This is a genomic window from Saccharothrix sp. DSM 118769, from assembly GCF_052936295.1.
Genome location: NZ_CP193627.1, coordinates 6,141,093 through 6,157,334 on the forward strand (window position 1 = coordinate 6,141,093; position 16,242 = coordinate 6,157,334).

The 16,242-nt window shown below is 69.9% G+C and carries 9 protein-coding genes; 4 read left to right on the plus strand and 5 right to left on the minus strand.

All coding sequences use genetic code 11. From position 1 onward, the window contains the following. The first annotated feature begins 25 nt into the window (after window positions 1–25). Window positions 26–616: a hypothetical protein gene (locus ACRAKJ_RS25890; protein ID WP_438922732.1), complete on the plus strand. Its 591-nt coding sequence runs from the start codon at window positions 26–28 to the stop codon at window positions 614–616. Window positions 617–1,451: 835 nt separating this feature from the next. Continuing rightward, entirely contained in the window at window positions 1,452–2,690 is a 1,239-nt protein-coding gene (locus tag ACRAKJ_RS25895) for a hypothetical protein (RefSeq protein ID WP_438922733.1), read from the plus strand. A gap of 124 nt (window positions 2,691–2,814) precedes the next feature. Here ACRAKJ_RS25895 and ACRAKJ_RS25900 read toward each other — a convergent pair whose 3' ends face one another. Further along, window positions 2,815–3,441, minus strand: a complete 627-nt coding sequence (locus tag ACRAKJ_RS25900; RefSeq protein WP_438927034.1) for a hypothetical protein — start codon at window positions 3,439–3,441, stop codon at window positions 2,815–2,817. An 84-nt stretch (window positions 3,442–3,525) separates the two neighbouring features. Here ACRAKJ_RS25900 and mobF point away from each other — a divergent pair, with 84 nt between their 5' ends. Both mobF and ACRAKJ_RS25910 read left to right on the plus strand, forming a co-directional pair. Continuing rightward, entirely contained in the window at window positions 3,526–8,847 is a 5,322-nt protein-coding gene (gene mobF / locus ACRAKJ_RS25905) for a MobF family relaxase (protein WP_447008698.1), read from the plus strand. A 58-nt stretch (window positions 8,848–8,905) separates the two neighbouring features. Further along, window positions 8,906–11,329, plus strand: coding sequence for an NB-ARC domain-containing protein (locus ACRAKJ_RS25910; RefSeq protein ID WP_438925587.1), 2,424 nt, complete (start codon window positions 8,906–8,908; stop codon window positions 11,327–11,329). Between the two features lie 102 nt (window positions 11,330–11,431). Here the strand turns inward: ACRAKJ_RS25910 and ACRAKJ_RS25915 are convergent, their stop codons facing one another. The 4 genes from ACRAKJ_RS25915 to ACRAKJ_RS25930 are packed head-to-tail and all read right to left on the minus strand — an operon-like array spanning window position 11,432 to window position 16,222. Further along, window positions 11,432–12,031 carry a hypothetical protein gene (locus ACRAKJ_RS25915; RefSeq protein ID WP_438925588.1) on the minus strand — a complete coding sequence of 200 codons (600 nt, stop codon included), beginning with the start codon at window positions 12,029–12,031 and terminating at the stop codon, window positions 11,432–11,434. After that, entirely contained in the window at window positions 12,028–14,046 is a 2,019-nt protein-coding gene (locus ACRAKJ_RS25920) for a TraM recognition domain-containing protein (protein ID WP_438925589.1), read from the minus strand. The genes ACRAKJ_RS25915 and ACRAKJ_RS25920 overlap by 4 nt, the downstream gene beginning before the upstream one ends. Then, window positions 14,040–15,176: an NlpC/P60 family protein gene (locus tag ACRAKJ_RS25925; protein ID WP_438925590.1), complete on the minus strand. Its 1,137-nt coding sequence runs from the start codon at window positions 15,174–15,176 to the stop codon at window positions 14,040–14,042. The genes ACRAKJ_RS25920 and ACRAKJ_RS25925 overlap by 7 nt, the downstream gene beginning before the upstream one ends. A 5-nt stretch (window positions 15,177–15,181) precedes the next feature. Beyond that, entirely contained in the window at window positions 15,182–16,222 is a 1,041-nt protein-coding gene (locus tag ACRAKJ_RS25930; protein WP_438925591.1) for a hypothetical protein, read from the minus strand. Window positions 16,223–16,242: the final 20 nt, after the last annotated feature.

Here is a 16,242-nt window from a genome sequence, read left to right on the forward strand (position 1 = left end):
TCATTCACCGAAGGGACCTCACGCCATGGACAACTCGGTCACGGAGTTGACAGCCAGGATCCAGCAGCTGCTCGCCACCGCCTCTGGCCACGATTCAGCCGTCGAGCCGCCCAGCCCGAACGCGGCTACCGTCACCTCAGAGCCACGGCCGCGCTCCCGGCTCGGCATGTTCTGCCACGCCGACCAGCTGCACTTCCTCACCCTGCCCGGTAGTCGAGACGAACTCGCCCAGCTGCCGATCGGGCTGGTCGGCGATCCCCACGCCGACCGCATCCACGTCGTCCGCGGCATCGACTTCTGGATCGGCGACCGCAGCCTGCGCAATCACCTACCCAACCCTGCCGCCACCATTGTGCTCAACGACCTGCTCGACGACATCATCATCGGCGCCTACGCCGCCGGAGACGACGACCGCGCCTTCGTCCGCCGACTGCTTGCCGCGGACAGGCCGCGAATCTCCGGACCGTGCCTGCTCCTGGGACGGGACGAGACGACGGACACCACCACGGGACTACCAGAGGAATTCCTCGACTGGTTGCAGCGCAAGGCAACCCAGGCCGTGGTCGGCCTGGTCGAGACGTTGGCTGCGGACGATGGAACACATGCCAGCGAGTAGCCCGCGGTGTTCCGCCCACCGCACCGGGGAACGGGCGGACGATCTTAAGGGCTTGCCGCTGTGGTGACTGTGACCGGCAGGAACATCCGCCACTCGGACGCCCCGGCGGAAGAGGTGGCCGATCCGGAGAACCTCGGGACAGATGTCGAGGGCGTGCCTGGCCGAAGCCAGGCACGCCCCGTGTCACCCGCGGAAGCCCGAAGGCTTACCACCGCCAGGCAGTGGCTCGACCAAGACCACGGGGACAACGCATCAGGACGACACAGGCTCCTAAGGGCCTATCCCGATGCGCTACGCGGTTCAGTGTAGCGACCCAATGGATCGTCACCACAGCCCTGGTGCCTCAAGGCACCATCACGCTCTCAAGAGGCTCTGAACTGGCGTTTTGCCATATCCCCAGTTGCATACGCGACCAAGTGAAAGCCGTCTCGGAACCGCGCGTCGCCATCGCCCCCCTCGTGCCTTGAGGCTGCCATGTCGCTCCGACCGCATCAAGGCACCCAAAAATAATTCTTCTCCGCAAGCTCCGAACAATTATTTTTGGGGCCCACCTTGACCCGGTCTACGCGACACGAAACCGGCACTACGCGAGGGGGGCGGGAGAAAAAGGGTTAGCCACCATTCCCACCGGTCTCCTCAATGCGTGCGGCTCACGTTTGTTGAAGCAAAAGCGCAGGTCAGAGCACCCACCTGACACGGTAACGTTTCAACAACGAGAATGGTCTGCGCATTTCTTTGTCTTGCGAACCGCAACCATGACGGATAGGATTAAAACCGTAAGAAATACCGGGAAGACCAAGCCCGGTGGACACAAATTCCTAACCCGAGGTTATTCATGTCGCAGCTCGGTTCCGTCCCCGCAGCGCTCGCCGATGTCGCTTCCCTGGTCAGGGCCGGTGATCTGGCCGCCGCCAAGCGTCGTGTTCGCACCGTGGTCAACAACACCGACCCCGAGACGCTGGCCTTGATGGGCAAGTGCGCCGCCACGCTGAGCAGCTACCCCTACGGCATCGCGATTGCGAAGCTGCGCAACGCGTGGCAGCGCACCACCAGCCCTGAACACCGCGCCGTCATCGCCGCCTGTGTCCCCGACCAGGACCCCGGCCTCTACCGCCCGCACACCGACACCGCCGACGCGCCCCGCTACGGTCACGGCAACTACCAGGCCCCCCGCAACAGCAGCACCCGCAACGACCGCAGCGCCCGCCGCACCGTGCCCCAGCAGCGCCAGCACGCCCGCGCACAGGAAGACTCGCCCGTCGTCACCCAGTACATGACCACACGCGCCGGAGTGGACGACGCCCCCTCGCCCGCAGCACGCCCCATCGCGTACGAACTGGACTATGACAAGGCCGCTGTTGCCGACCTACGCACCCGCCCGTGCGTGTGGTGCGCAGGGGAACGCGCGGTTGCCGACATTCGTACCGAACGCGTCGAAGCCGGACACGGTGACGACGGGCTGTGCACCGAGTGCCGTTCGCTCGACCGCCCCGGCATCCCCGAGCTGTCCACCGGCCACACCTACGCCGACGCCATCCGCGCCCGATGCGCCTACCACGTCACGCACAACGGCATGCCCACCGTGCGCGCCGAGTGGCGACGCGCCATGCGGAACCACCGCCGCCTTACGGCCATCACGATTGAAGAGTGGGTGAAGGGCTACCAGGATCGGCAGGGCACCGTCACCGTTGCCGAGGGCGTGCCCTGCTGCGCTCACTGTGACGCGAACCTGAACAACACCCCCAACCCCCTCGACGTACCGAACCAGCACGACGAGCGCAACGCGCCGCATGACCCGCGCTACTGCTCCCGAGCGTGCGCCGACGCCGCCACCGCCCCCGAGGACACTCCCGAACTCCAGCCGCAGCGCGAGCAGGAACAGGAGTCCGAGCCGCAGCCCGACGCGGAACCGGACTCGAATCCCGAGCCGCAGCCGGAGCGCGTCCCCACGGTGGACGGTGGTCCGTGTGGGACGTGCGGAGAGGTGAAGCAGGTCCGGCAGGGTTTGTGCCTCGACTGCCGGCGGTTGGAGCAGGAGACCGCCCAGCAGCAGGCCGAACCGGTGGCCGCGTGAGCCAGTGAGCCGCCGGCGGACGGGGGCGACCCGTCCGCCGGCCCCGGCGGTGACGGGGTGGCCGGCATCGAGCCGCCCACCCCGTCAACAACTGGCCCCACCCACCCACCCACCCCCGACCGCCTCACGGCGACATCGAACCCGCCTGCGGCGGGTACTCACCCCCGCCTACCTCCACGCCTCCCGCACCAATGCGGTGCCCCCCGCCGACCGCACGAGCACTCCCGAGACCGTCATCGCCCGACGGCTCCACGTCGGTCGACACGAGTCGGCCGGAATCGCCCACCACGTCCGGCTCACTATCGACACCCACCTCGGTGACATCCTCACCGTCGCCGCCCGCACCATCGGTTTCCTCGTCCGACTCGTCCGACCCACCACCAGACGAGGCCGACCGCGCCAAACGCACCAGCGAAGCGACCATCTGATCGGACATCCCGGTGTAGCGCGCCAACTCCACCTCGTCGAACACCTCCAGCGCCGCCGTCACCGTCTCCGCCAGACCCACCCGAGCCATCTGCTTCTTCGCCCGCTCAGCCTCGATGTCCTCCCCGAGCTGCTCGCGCAACGCAGCAACCCGCTCACGGTGCCGCTTCCGCAGTCCCGTGATCCGCTCGTCGCTGCCGCGCTCCACATCCTCGGCCGCCTCAGCGGCCCGCACGACATCCCGGATCGCCGTCGTCCGCAGTCGCGCCCGCCGCCTGTCCTCCTCCGCCACCTGCCGAGCGATGTCCTTCGCCGACACAGCCATGCCCCCGACCTCCAGTCACAAAGTCCCCCTGGGAGCACCACCACCGTAAACGCCGATTCCCCACAATTCCAGAAGAAAGCGCGCTTGCCACAGCAGCACAGACACGGCCACGGCACCCCCGACCGCGTCTGTCCTTTGAGTACTTTTCGCTCAACGAAAAGTCGGCACCGACCCACCAACTACCGACAAGCCATTACAAGATCAACAAATTTGCACTATGGTATCCACGAGGTTTCCGCATCGGGCAACGCCCCGGGTGTAGTCATCTCGGCCCCCACGCAAGAGCCGAAGAGGCGACAGGTCGCGCAGCGACGTCGCCGAAGCACCGCGTGGGGAGGTAGTCGCTTGGCCTACGTCAAGCCCATCGGCTTCAACCCTGTGGAGATCGACTACCGCCTCGGCGAACTCGACTCGTGCAGCGGCGCCGACCGCGAACGACCACTCTCGACACACCCGCAAGGCAGTCCTTCGGCGCTGCTGTGGATCGGCCAAGGGCTGCGCGAAGTCGGCATCACGCCACTGAGCCCGTTGACCCGCGACCAGTTCCCCCGGGCACGGGCCCTCGCCTCGGGACGCCACCCGCACACCGGCGAAGTGCTGGTGGAACCCAAGAAGGCCGTCCCCGAGGACGCCAAGCTGCCGATCTCGCCACTGGTCCGCGCCGTGCACGGCATAGCCACCCAAGTCGGGGTGCCGGTGTCGGAGGTGCTCGCGGAGCGCAAGCTGCGCGACATGTTCGCCACCGTAGAACGAGTGTGGCGTGCCGACGGCGAGACCGCGCGCCTGCGCGCCGACCACGCCGGTCTCCTCCTCGACGCGGTCGGACTGGCACCGGACGAGGTGTGGCAGCCCGGAGCCTTCGCACGAGCGACGGCGAACCTGTTCACCGTCGTCCAGACCACCGGCCGCAACGGCAAGCCGCGCAACAAGCGCGTCCCGCGGCGGGTCGTCACCGGCAACGCCGCCTACGACCTCACCGTGGACATCCCCAAGGGCGACTCGGTGTTCCTGGCCATCGCCACCCCGGAGCTTGCCGCGCAGGCGGAGCCGATGTACCTCCAGCAGGTGCTGCGCACCTTCGACTGGCTCGAAACCCGCACCGCCTACGGCATGCGCGGCAAACACGGCCAAGGCAAGACCGCCGCCACCGTCCCGGGAACGGGTTTCCTGGGCTGGGCGATGGTCGAACGCACCGCCCGGCCCGTCGAGGGCATGCCCATCGGTGATCCGCACTGGCACGTCCACCTCACGCTGGCCAACATGACCCGCGGTATCGAGGACGGCAAGTGGAGCACCATCGCCGCCGGCGGCCGCGACCTCATCCGCCACGCCCCGGTGGTGCAGCACATGGTGCACGCGCTGATCCGCTACCAGATGACCACCCGGTTCGGCGTGCGCTACCGCCGCAGCGAACGCACCGGACGCTGGGAGATCGCAGGCATCCCCGATGCCACACTGCGGCAGTTCAGCAAGCGCAACACCGACATCCGCGCCCTGCTCACCCATCTGGGACACGACCCGCAGACCGCGACCCGGGTCCAGCAGGACCTCGCCGCCCGCCTGACCCGCCGCCCCAAGCACACACCGGGACGGGCACGAGGGGACTACATCGACGCTCTGGACGCCACTCTCCAGGACATCTGGCAAGGGCAGGAACTGGCCGCCGGACGCGACCCCGCCGAGCAACTGCGGCGTGTCCTCGCGGGCGGTTACCTACCCGAAGACGGCGGGCAGCCCGAACCCGAGCCGGTCGTCACCGCCGAGACCATCGCGCGCCAACTGCTCGACCCGGCTGTCGGGCTGACTTCCCACAGCCGACGCTTCACCCGCGCCGACGCCCTGCGCCACGTCGCCGACGCGATGCCCGGCGGCTACGAATCTTCCGAGGAGATCGAGGCCATGACCGACCGGGTCCTGGCGCACCTGGACTTCGTCCGGCTGCCCCAAGGCGCGGAGCTGGTGCACGGGGTGGGCGCGAAGCGGTCCCTGGCCGCGCAGCACATGGCCAACGCCGAGCAGTTCACCACCACCGACGTCGTCGACGCCGAGAAGATCATCCTGCGCGCCGCGAAGGCCAGCCACCCCGACCAGTCGCCGGTCCGCGTCACCGACCCGGACCTGGTGCAGATGGCCCTGGACACCGTCGAGGCAGGCCAGGGCTACCCGCTCTCCGACGAGCAGCGCACCGCCGTGACCCGCCTGGCCACCGACGGCCGCCTGATCGACACCGTCAACGGCGCCCCCGGCACCGGCAAGACCACCCTGCTGCGCGCCCTGCGCACGGTCCTGGAGGCAGCCGGGTACGTGATTCAGGGGGCGGCCAGCGCCGCCGTCGCCGCCCGCAACCTCCAAGCTGAATCCGGCATCCCCTCCAAGACGCTGACCTCGCTGCTGAGCACCGTCAAGGACCCGGACAGCACGGTGCTCCTCGGCGTCGACGTGCTCGTGGTCGACGAAGCCAACCTCACCGACGACCGCGACCGGGCCCGGCTCTATCAGCGAGCAGCCCAGACCGGCACCCGTGTCATCGAGATCGGCGACAAGCTCCAGCTGCGCGGCGTCGGCGCGGGCTCGTTGTTCGGGCACGTCCACCGCCTGGTCGACGGCCCGGAACTGGTCGACAACCGGCGGCAGCGCGACGAGGACGAACGCGAGGCCATCGCGCTGTGGCGCGAGGGCCGCTACAGCGAGGCCCTCGCGATCTGGATGCTCAACAACCGGCTGGTGGCCACCGACACCACCTCCGAAGCGACCGCCGCCATGCTCGCCGGCTGGGCGCGGATGCGCGTCGGAGCACCCGATCCGCACACCGAGATCCGCGGTCTGGTCATGCTCAGCGCCACCCGCGACATGGTCGACCGGCTCAACCACGGCGCTCAGGCCCTGCGCCTGGCCGACGGCGAACTCGGCCCCGGCCGCACCTACGCCTCGCGCAGGGGTGGCGAGATCCGCTTCCACGTCGGCGATCACGTGCTGATGCGCATCAACGCCGTACAGCGGCGGACGCTGGCCGACACCGATGTCCTCAACGGCTACCGTGCCGTCGTCACCGCCATCGCCGACGACGGCACCCTCACCGTCGAATGGCAGGAGGACGCCGCCGACGGCCGCACCACCCGCCTGGGCAGACTCACCCCGGAGTACATCGCCCGCGGCGGGGTCTCCCTCGGCTACGCCATGACCGTGCACAAGTCCGAAGGGCTGACCGTCGGAGATCAGTGGCGCGGACCCGACGGCGAGTGGTCCGGCGGCACGGTGCTGTTCCACGCCGCCGGAGCAGACAACCCCGCCGCCCACGTCGCCACCAGCCGCCACCGCAGCGCGGTCCACCTCTTCGCCCCACTCGACGCCCTCGACACCGAACGCGAAGCCACCGATCGGCCCGAACCGCGCACCCGCGCGGAGCGAATGGAACGCGCCGTCGAGAAGCTCGCCCGACGCGCCCGCGCCACCGAAACCTCACCCGACGACGTCCCCGTCGTCGTCCAACTCGGGCTTGCCGAGTTCCGCGACCTCACCGACGCCCAGACCCGCGAGCAGCACGCCCGCGACGCCGAAGCAGCCGAACGCGAAGCCGTCCGCCGCCGTGAGGAGCGCGCCGAGCACAGCGCCGAAGCCAAGCAGGCACGCGCCGAACGCGCACAGCGGGACCAGCGATCGCGTGACCGTGCGGCGACGCTGCTACGCGAGGTGTGGCGCCACGAGCCCGACCTGGTGGAGCGCCTTATCTCCGCCGCCGCGTTCACCACCGTGGTCCGAAGCCTGGCCGAGGTCGAGAACTCGGCACTCGACGTGCGCGAGGTGCTGGCCCGGGTACCGCTGCGCACCGTCGCCTCCGACGCGGTTACCGACCCCGCGGCGTTCACCGCGTGGGCCGTGCGCGACGCCGCCGAACGCCTCGCCGACGGCCGCGTCGACGCCGCACACGAGCAGGCCGAACGCCGACACCAGTGGCAACTCATGCGCGACCAGGTCGCCGACCTGGTGCGCGAGACCTGGACCGCACGCCCCGAACTGGCCGAAGCGGTCATCACCAGCTCCACGTTCGACGCCGTCGTCCGCCAACTCGACCGGCAAGCCGTCGGCGGACTGGACGCCCGCACCCTGCTGGCACGCGTCCCGCTGGCCAAGGTCGGCCACGACAACGTCGAGGACCCGGCCCGCCTCACCGCCTACTTCATCAAGCGCACCGCCGGCGCCCACCAGTGGGAGGCCGACAAGGCGCAGCGGGGCAGCGACCGGGCAGCTGCGGAGCGCCACCGCCGACGCATCGCCCTCGAACACCTGCGTCAGGCGTGGCCCGACCATCCCGAGGTCGTCGACCTCGTCGCCGGTGGGCACGCGTTCGGCGCACTGGCGCAGCGGATCGAGCAAGCCATCGAAGCCGGTGTCGACGTGCACGCCGCGCTGCGTCAGATCTCGCCCACCGAGGTCAGCGGCAGGAGGGTTAAGAACCCCTCGGCGTTGGCCACCGCCGCCTTCCAGCGCGCTGCACAGCAGCAGACCGAACCTGCCGAGACCACTGCGGGTGCTTCCGCCCGCCAGCCGGAAACTCGACAGCCCGAAGCGCGGAGGGCACGGCACTGGGCGCAGCGCGAACACGGCCGTCACGACGACGAGCACCTCCGTCGCCTGCTCGCGGACGGGCAACAGCGCCTCGCCACCCTCGACCGCGCTCTCAACGAAGCGCGCCGGCAGGCCGACGAACTGCGGATCGAGGTCGACGCCCAGGCCGGTCCGGCCGTGCGGGCGCTCGACGAGCACCTACACCGGCTCCGCGAGCAGGCCGAGCTGGTGCGTCAAGCCGACGACCTCGAAACACGCTGGCGCGCGGCCTTGGATCGCGCGGAGAACGCAGCGGCCGACCGCGCCCACGCGCAACACACCCTCGACACCCTCGGCCCGCTGGCCCGCACACGCCGCGCCGAGCTATCCAAGCAGGTCGAACGCCACATCGAGATGGAGGAACAGGCACAGGGGCACGCCCGTGACCTGGCTGCTCAAGCGGCCCGACTGCACGAGCGCACCGGGCCACCCGAGCAACGCCACCACACCCTCGTTCGTGCCAACGCTGCCGAGAAAGACCACGAACACGCACGTCCCAGAGCCCACCAGCGCGACCTCGACGCCCTCACCATCGCGCAGGACCGCGCCGAACGCCTCGCCGCCGAACACCACCACCTCACCAGGCGCATCGACGGCCTGCGCAACGAAGTCGAGCTGCGCGCGAATCAGCCCAAGGACGTCCGCGATCGGGAACGACAGGAACGTCACACGGAACTGGTCCCCGCGCACGATCGAGCCAGCCGCGCACTGGAGCCGGCCGCCGATCACCAACCTCACCTCGACGACCCCGAACCGCCACAACCAGGCCGTGAGATCGAACCCCATCCCGGTGACCAGTAACAGGCAAACAGACAGCGCACTCCGCTCACGACGAGCGGGTCGCGGTGAGGTGTCGCCGATGATGCCCGTCTCTCTGTGGAGCGGGTTCGAGCGGTCGGGTGAACTTCGCCAGCGCTGGCCGGTATCAGGTGACCGCGGTGCGACGCTGCGACTTGCCGACCAGGCCGAGGAGGTGTTCGAGGTGGTGGCACCCGAGCCGCAGCAGTCCCAAGAGCCTGATGCGTCCCGCGCACGACACGGACTTGAGGTGCATAACACGGCATCAGGTCATGCGGGCGGCGTAGTGCAAGCCGGCGCAATTCACGGCGATGTGCACCTGCACGCGGCACCTTCTCCACCGGCGCGGGTGATACCGCGGCAGCTGCCCGCCGCGCCCGGGCTGTTCGCTGGGCGGGCAGCAGACCTGATCGAGCTGGACCATGCTTTGACCACCGCCGCACCGATTAGCGCGGGCACCGCCCTGCCGGGACCGACCTGCACCGAACTACCCGTCGTAGGTGCGACGGTGATGGTCTCGGCGATCGGCGGAGCGGGAGGAATCGGCAAGACCTGGTTGGCGTTGGCCTGGGCGCACCGCAACCTGCACCGCTTTCCCGACGGTCAGTTATTCGTGGATCTGCGGGGGTTCAGTCCTGCGAGCGACCCGGTAGCCCCGGCGGCGGCGGTGCGCGGGTTCCTTGACGCCCTCGGCGTCGATCCCAGACGCATCCCACCGGACCTGGACGCGCAGGCTGCGTTGTACCGGAGCCTGGTCGCGGGCAGGCGGATGCTGGTCGTGCTGGACAACGCGGCAACCGCCGATCAGGTCGTTCCGCTGCTGCCTGGCAGCCCGACCTGCACCGTGCTGGTCACCGGCCGCCACCGGCTCGCCTCCCTGATCGACCGGCACGGCGTCCGTCACCTCACCCTGGGTGTCCTCACCAAGGACGAGGCACACGCCCTGCTGGCCACGCGCGTCGGCAGCGACCGCGTTGCCGCCGAACCCGACGCCGTCGAGGATCTGATCGAGTTGTGCGGAGGCTACCCGCTGGCCCTGTCGATCACCGCCCGCATCGCCGCCACCCGCCCCGCCATTCCCCTTGCCGAGACCGCCGCGGAACTGCGCGAACTGGGACTTGAGACACTCGACCACGACACCGACCCCGCAGCGAGCCTGCCCAAGGTGCTGTCCTGGTCCCTACGCCAACTCACCGACACGCAGCGCGCCGTGTTCGGGCTGTTGGGCATCGCTCCCGGAACCGACACCACCCTGCCGGCCGTGGTCTCCCTCACCGGCTTGTCCCCGGCCCGCGCGCGAAAGGCCCTCTCTGCTCTGGAGGAGGCGTCTCTGATTGAACGACGGCCGCGTGGCCGGTACGCGATGCACGACCTGGTCCGCGACTACGCGGCCACCACTGCCCACGGCCTGCCCGACAACGTACGAGAGACAGCCCTGGTACGGGTGGTGGACTTCCACCTGCACACTGCCCGCACCGCCGACCGCCTCCTCGCTCCCCACCGCCAGCCCGTACGGCCCGACCCACCCACGCCCGGCGTCCGCCCGCACCCGCTGCCCGACGCCGCAGCCGCGACGGCCTGGCTGGAGGCCGAACACGCCACCCTCCTCGCCGCCCAAAGCACCGCAGTCGCCCTTGGTCACCACCACATCGTCTGGCACTTCGCCTGGACGCTGGAGACTTTCTTCCGCCGGCGGGGGCATCTGCGCGATGCGCTCGCCTCGTGGCGGATGGCGCTGGACGCCGCCGAACACCTGTCCGAGCCCACCACCCGCAGTCGCACTCACCGACTCCTCGGCAATGTCTGCTCGCTGTTGGGCCTGCACGAGGAGGCCGCCGGACACCTCAACCGCGCCCTCGACCAAGCCGTGCGCCACCGCGATCCCACCGAACAGGCACACACCCACCAGATGCTCGCACTCGCCTGGGAACGGCGAGGGGACGACCGGCAGGCTCTCAACCACGCCCGACACGCCCTCGCTCTCCATCGCACCCTCGGCCATCCGGTGCGGGAAGCCATCGCGCTCAATGCGGTGGGCTGGTACGCCGCGCGCCTGGGCGACTTCGACACCGCCCGCGACCACTGCGGCGCCGCCCTTACGCTGCTGCGACACCAACATGACCTCGAAGTCGAGGCGTCCGTCCTGGACAGCCTGGGGTTCATCGCCCACCGCACCGGAGACCACCAACAGGCCCTCGATCATTACCGAGAGGCCCTCACCCTGTTCCGCACTCTCGACAACACCTACCTGATCGCAGACACCCTTGACAACCTCGGTCATCCCCACGCCGCTCTCGGACACGATCAGGTCCGCGTGGTCTGGCGGGAGGCACTGGAGCTGTACCGGAAACAAAGCCGAGACACCGACGCCCAACGCGTCCAACGGCAACTCGACGAACTGAACGAGACCAATCGAGACGGTCCAGATTATCCGCTCGCCGATGTTCTTGGCAGAAATGACCATCGCGGAGGCAGGTTCCGATGATGCTGCTGTGGCTCAGTGGTCCGTGGTCAACCTCGCTGACACCTGCGGAAGTGCCTGCCACCCTCGGGCCTGTTGAGTGATGCCCTCTGCTCGACGATGCGGTCAGCGGTAGCCGGCTGACTGGATGCCTGATGCAGGTGACGACGCATTCATCGATCCGTTGTCGGCGGTGAAACCGAACGAGAAGTGCAACGCGGTGTTTCCCCCGCCGACATCCACAAGCTGACGATCGACTGGACGAAAGGTCTCGCCAGGGCTGGTGCGCCAGGAGGCGGGATGCTCGCCCGCCCGGCAGCTGGCAGGGTCGCTGCCCAGCAGGTGATCGAGTCGCGACCGGAAGCCGGGCAGGTAGCGCAGGTGATAGTCGCCTGCCATCAGAGGTGTGGTTCGGCGGTCGTGGTGGCTGTCGTAGTAGACCCAGACCATGACGGCGAGGTCGTGGGCGAGGCCGGGGTGCTGGGGCCAGCAGTCGGGGATGAGTTCGCGACTGGACACCGCGTGCACCAGGTTGTAGTCGGCCACCCACCGCCGCACGGTCCGTCGCAGCGCCGCGGCCTCCTCGTGCGACAGGGCCGCCCACGTCCACGGCGTGCGTCGCACCGCAGCGGGTTCGTCGTCCAGCAGGGCCAGCAACACCGCCACGTCCTGCTCGGCAGACGGTTCGAGGGTTGTCGAGGCGGGATCCGTCGGGTAGCCGGTCACGGCTGGGTGCCTCCGGGTTGGTTGAAGGTGGCTCGTGCGTCGGCTGCGTCCTTGGCTGCTCGGGCGCGGCTGTGTTCACGGCTGCGTGCTTCGCGCACGATCGCGTCGACGGCGTCGACCTCGCGGTGGATGCGGCGGTGCAGCCGGCGGCGTTGGTGGATCGTGGGTGCGGAGGCGATGAACAGGCCACTGCCGCGTGGGGCGACGACGGCGTGGCCGTCGGCCAGGCGCTGCTGCTCGGAGACCGGGAGGCTGTCCACGCGGGTGACCTGGTCGCCGCCCCGTTCACGGGCCCGCTCGACGAGGGCTGCGTTGCCGGCTCTGGTGGTCAGTTCGGGGGCGACGGTCATGTCCAGTCCGCCGACGATGGTGACGCTGGCCGAGGCGCGCAGGCCGTCGGCTTGGGCGCCGTAGAGTTCGTCTTCCTGGCTGCTGCTCTGCACCGAGTAGAGGTAGTGGATGCCGTGTTTGCGCATGGTGTTGCCGACGTAGGGCAGGTTGGGCACCACGACGCTGTGCCGCAACTCGTCGAGGACCGCGACGAACGGCACGGGCATCCTGCCCCCAGGATGGCTGAGTGCCGCTGTGCGGGCGGCGATGAACATCTCTGCGGTGAACAACGACAGCAGCGGGCGTACCCGGTGGACGCGGTCGGGGTCGGCCAGTACGTAGACGGTGCCGCCCTTGCGGACGAACCCGGCCATGTCGAATGACTGGCCTGAATCGACGTCGCAGAACGCGCGGCCTTCGCTGCTGATCAACGCGTTGATGGTGAGCGCGAGGTAGCGCTCGACACCGGAGGTGGTGCGGTCGGATCGGGTGCTCAGGTGGGTGGTCAGCGCGAGCAGGGCGGTGCGGTCGGCGTGCGGGTGCTCGGCCAGTACCCGGCGTGGGGTGGTGTGCTGGGTGTCGGACAGCCACTGGATGATCTCGTCGAGGCCGTAGCCGCCCAGCGCCGCCGCATAGAGCCAGGCGGCCAGGACCTCGCTGGCGGAGTTGCGGAAGAACACGTCGTCCTCGCTGCCGCGTCGTTGGGTGCCCGCGGTGTCGGAGCCGGCGACCAGGGCGTGGGCGCGTCGGGTGGCCACGGCGAAGTCCGCACAACCGTCGATCGGGTTCCACCGCACCTGCGGAAATCCGGCGGTGAACCGGTGGGCCGGGTCGGAGAAGTCCGCTGCTGCGACCGGGTACTCGCGCATCCGCCGGTGGCGCGGCAGCCATCGCAGCGGTGCCCGCATCGGGCGTGCGGGGCGGTGGCGGCGGGCCAGCACGGTGTGGGTGAACACCGCGGGTTCGATGCTGAGCACCAGTGCCGCGCCGGGCAGGTCGCGGATGATCGGGATCAGCACGCGCAGGGTTTTGCCCCAGCCGGTGCGGCCGAGGATGCGGATGTTGTGCTCGAAGTGCGCCCACAGCGGCACCCACGGTGCCCATGGGCGCAGTGGTCGGCCCAGTCGGTAGCCGAACGCGGTGGTGGGCATGGTCAGGCGGGTCCACCATCGGCTTCGTGGCCAGGTCACAGAGCCTTTGCGGCGGGCCTGTCGGCGGCCGAGCGTGCGCCGCACCTCGCGGGTGCTGGCCAGTCCTTCGCGGCGGTATCCGGCCACGGGTGCGACCACGAACGCGAGCCACGCGGCCCATAGCGGCAGGGCGACGGTGAACGCCCACAGCGGGCGCACCGGCCACCGGATGGTGACCGGCCACCGCGATCCGTTCTCGTCCGGCGTCGTGGTCGGGTCCGTAGCCGGGATGCCCGTTGTCGACGTCGCGGTCGGGTCGGGGCTGGCGTTTGAGGACTGGGGCAGGTAGGTCGGCAGGCCCAGAAGTCCGCCGTCACCGCCCGTCGGCGAGTGCAGTTGGAGCCGGGGTGGGCGCCATCCCTGCCCGTCGACCACGGAGAGCAGCCCTGCGGCCAACCACACGGCCGCGATCGCACCGGTCAGGGCGAGCAGCAGACCTGCCGCACGGCGCCGGCGTTGTTCCAGCGTGGTGCGGTGCCTTCCGGGGATCACCATGCGCGCACCGCGGACGAGTCGAATCCCGTGACGCGGGTGCGCACGAGGCTGACTTTGACGACGTCGCCGCTCTGGGGTGCCTCGACCATGTAGTGGACGCCGTTGAGCGTGCCCAGGTAGAGCGCCACGTGGGTGGCCGGGCGTCCCCAGAACAGCATGTCTCCGGGTTGAGCTTGCTCCCAGGGCAGGGAGCGGCCGAACTGCTGCTGATGCTGGGAGACCCGTGGCAGGGTGACGCCGATCTGGGCGAAGGCGTAGACCATCAGGCCGGAGCAGTCGAAGCCGACGTTCTCGAAGTCGCCGTGGGCGTCGGCGACGCCGCCGTCGCGGATGCCGACGGTGGGGCCGCCTGCGTTGCCGCCGCCCCAGGAGTAGCGGGTGCCCAGGTAGCTCAGCGCCGAGGCCACGACCGTGGTGACTCGTTCGTTGGGCATGGTGAGGGTGCCGAGGATCCCGGCTTCGGCGGGCAAAGTGATGGTGGTGCCACTGACCATGACGCGGATCGGTCCCGAGCCGCCGCCCGGCGCGCAGACGATGCCGCCACCGGTGCCGCCTTGCGCGGGGGTGCCGTCGTAGAGCTGGGCGGCCAGCGCGGTGGCCCACCCGTCCCACCGGGCATACCAGGAGCCTCCGGCACCGGATGCCTGCACTGTCTGCGCCGCGTCGGCCAGCGCGACGGTCGGGTCGTTGTAATTCGGAACGCGGGCCAACAGCTGCTCGTAGAACGCGCGAGAGGTGTCAGCCGGGTCGGCCCGGTTGACGTTCGCGTACAGCTCGCCCTGCTGCTGGAACAACCCGAGGCTGCGTCCGGAGACCGCGTCGGGGTTCAGGGTGGATTCCTGCATGGCCGTGGCCAGGGCGATCGCGGTGCCGCGCCGGGTGATGCCGAGTCCCTTGCCGACGGCGACGATGGTGCGGGCGACCGCCATCTGGTCGGCGCTCAGGGTGGCCTGCTGCTGCCCACCGGGAGCGGTTGCCTGCCCGGTTGGTTGGTCGGCCGGCGGGGCGGTGACCGTGCAGCCGCCACGTGGTGGGGCCGCTGTCGCCTCTTGGGCGCCGGTGCTGAGCAGCGCGACCAGCAGCAGCACGCTGAACAGGGCGGCTGCGCCGCCGAGGATGCCTTTGACCATCGCCCTCAGCCGCCCACGGCGGCCAAGTCGACCCGCCAGGTGCCGTCGCCCTGCCGCAACATGACCCGGGTGGAGGAGACCGACTCCACGTACCGAGTGCCCCCAGCGGTGGTGACAACCCGGTCGGCGGTCACCCGCACCACGACCCGCTCCGAGGTTCGGGGCGCGCTGGGCACGATCTGAGCGACCGGCGCGGAGCAGGTCCCGGACTCCCCGGCGGCGGTGGCCTGTTGCCAACTGTGCGCGGCGCGGTCATCGCCCGCGGGGTCGAACAGCGACCACGCGTCAGCGGTCATTATCGTTCGGGCTCGCTTTTCGGCGTCACCGAACTGGTCGTGGGTGGTGGTGAAGGGGCACCAGCGGGCCAGCCACGCACGTGCTGCGCTCTCCGGACCGGCCAGTTCCTGACGTGCCGGTGGTCCTTCGGGAGCGGCGGCGGCGACGATCGTCGCCGGATCCGTCCCGGTCCGGGGTTGGACCACTGTCGGTGCGACCCCCGATGCCGGGATTGGCGGTTGTTCTGGCAACGACGATGCAGCCGACGCGGCACCCGAGGGCTGAACCACCGGCATCGAAGTGGCGGACGCGGCCCCGGTGGGTGTCGACGCCGGTTCACTGGGCTGCCTCGGTGCGCTGCCCGCAGTGCCCGGCCCGTCCGCCGACCACGCAAGACCCACCACCGCGGCGATCACGGTGATCACGCCGGTGATGGCGGCGATGTTGCGGCGGATCGGCACGGGCCGCCACGGCATGCGAACGTCGCCCACGCCCCGGGCGTGTCCTCGGGTGAACTGGTGGTGCAGCTCGGCGCGGCGCTGCGCACCAGCCTCGCGCAGCTCGCGACGTCGGTGCGCGCGGGCTCGGGCCTTCGCGCCCCACAGCCACCATCCCGGTCGGGGACCGAGCAGGTCACGTCCCCAGAGCGCGCGGCTCACCTCGCGGGCGACTCGTGATGGACGATCGGCATCGCCCTCGGGCTGTTCGGCCGCGGGGATCGCGGCCTCATGGGGCTCGGAGTCGTCATGGTGCGCGTCGAAGCGTGTCACCTGTGCTCCTCCCTTCGTTG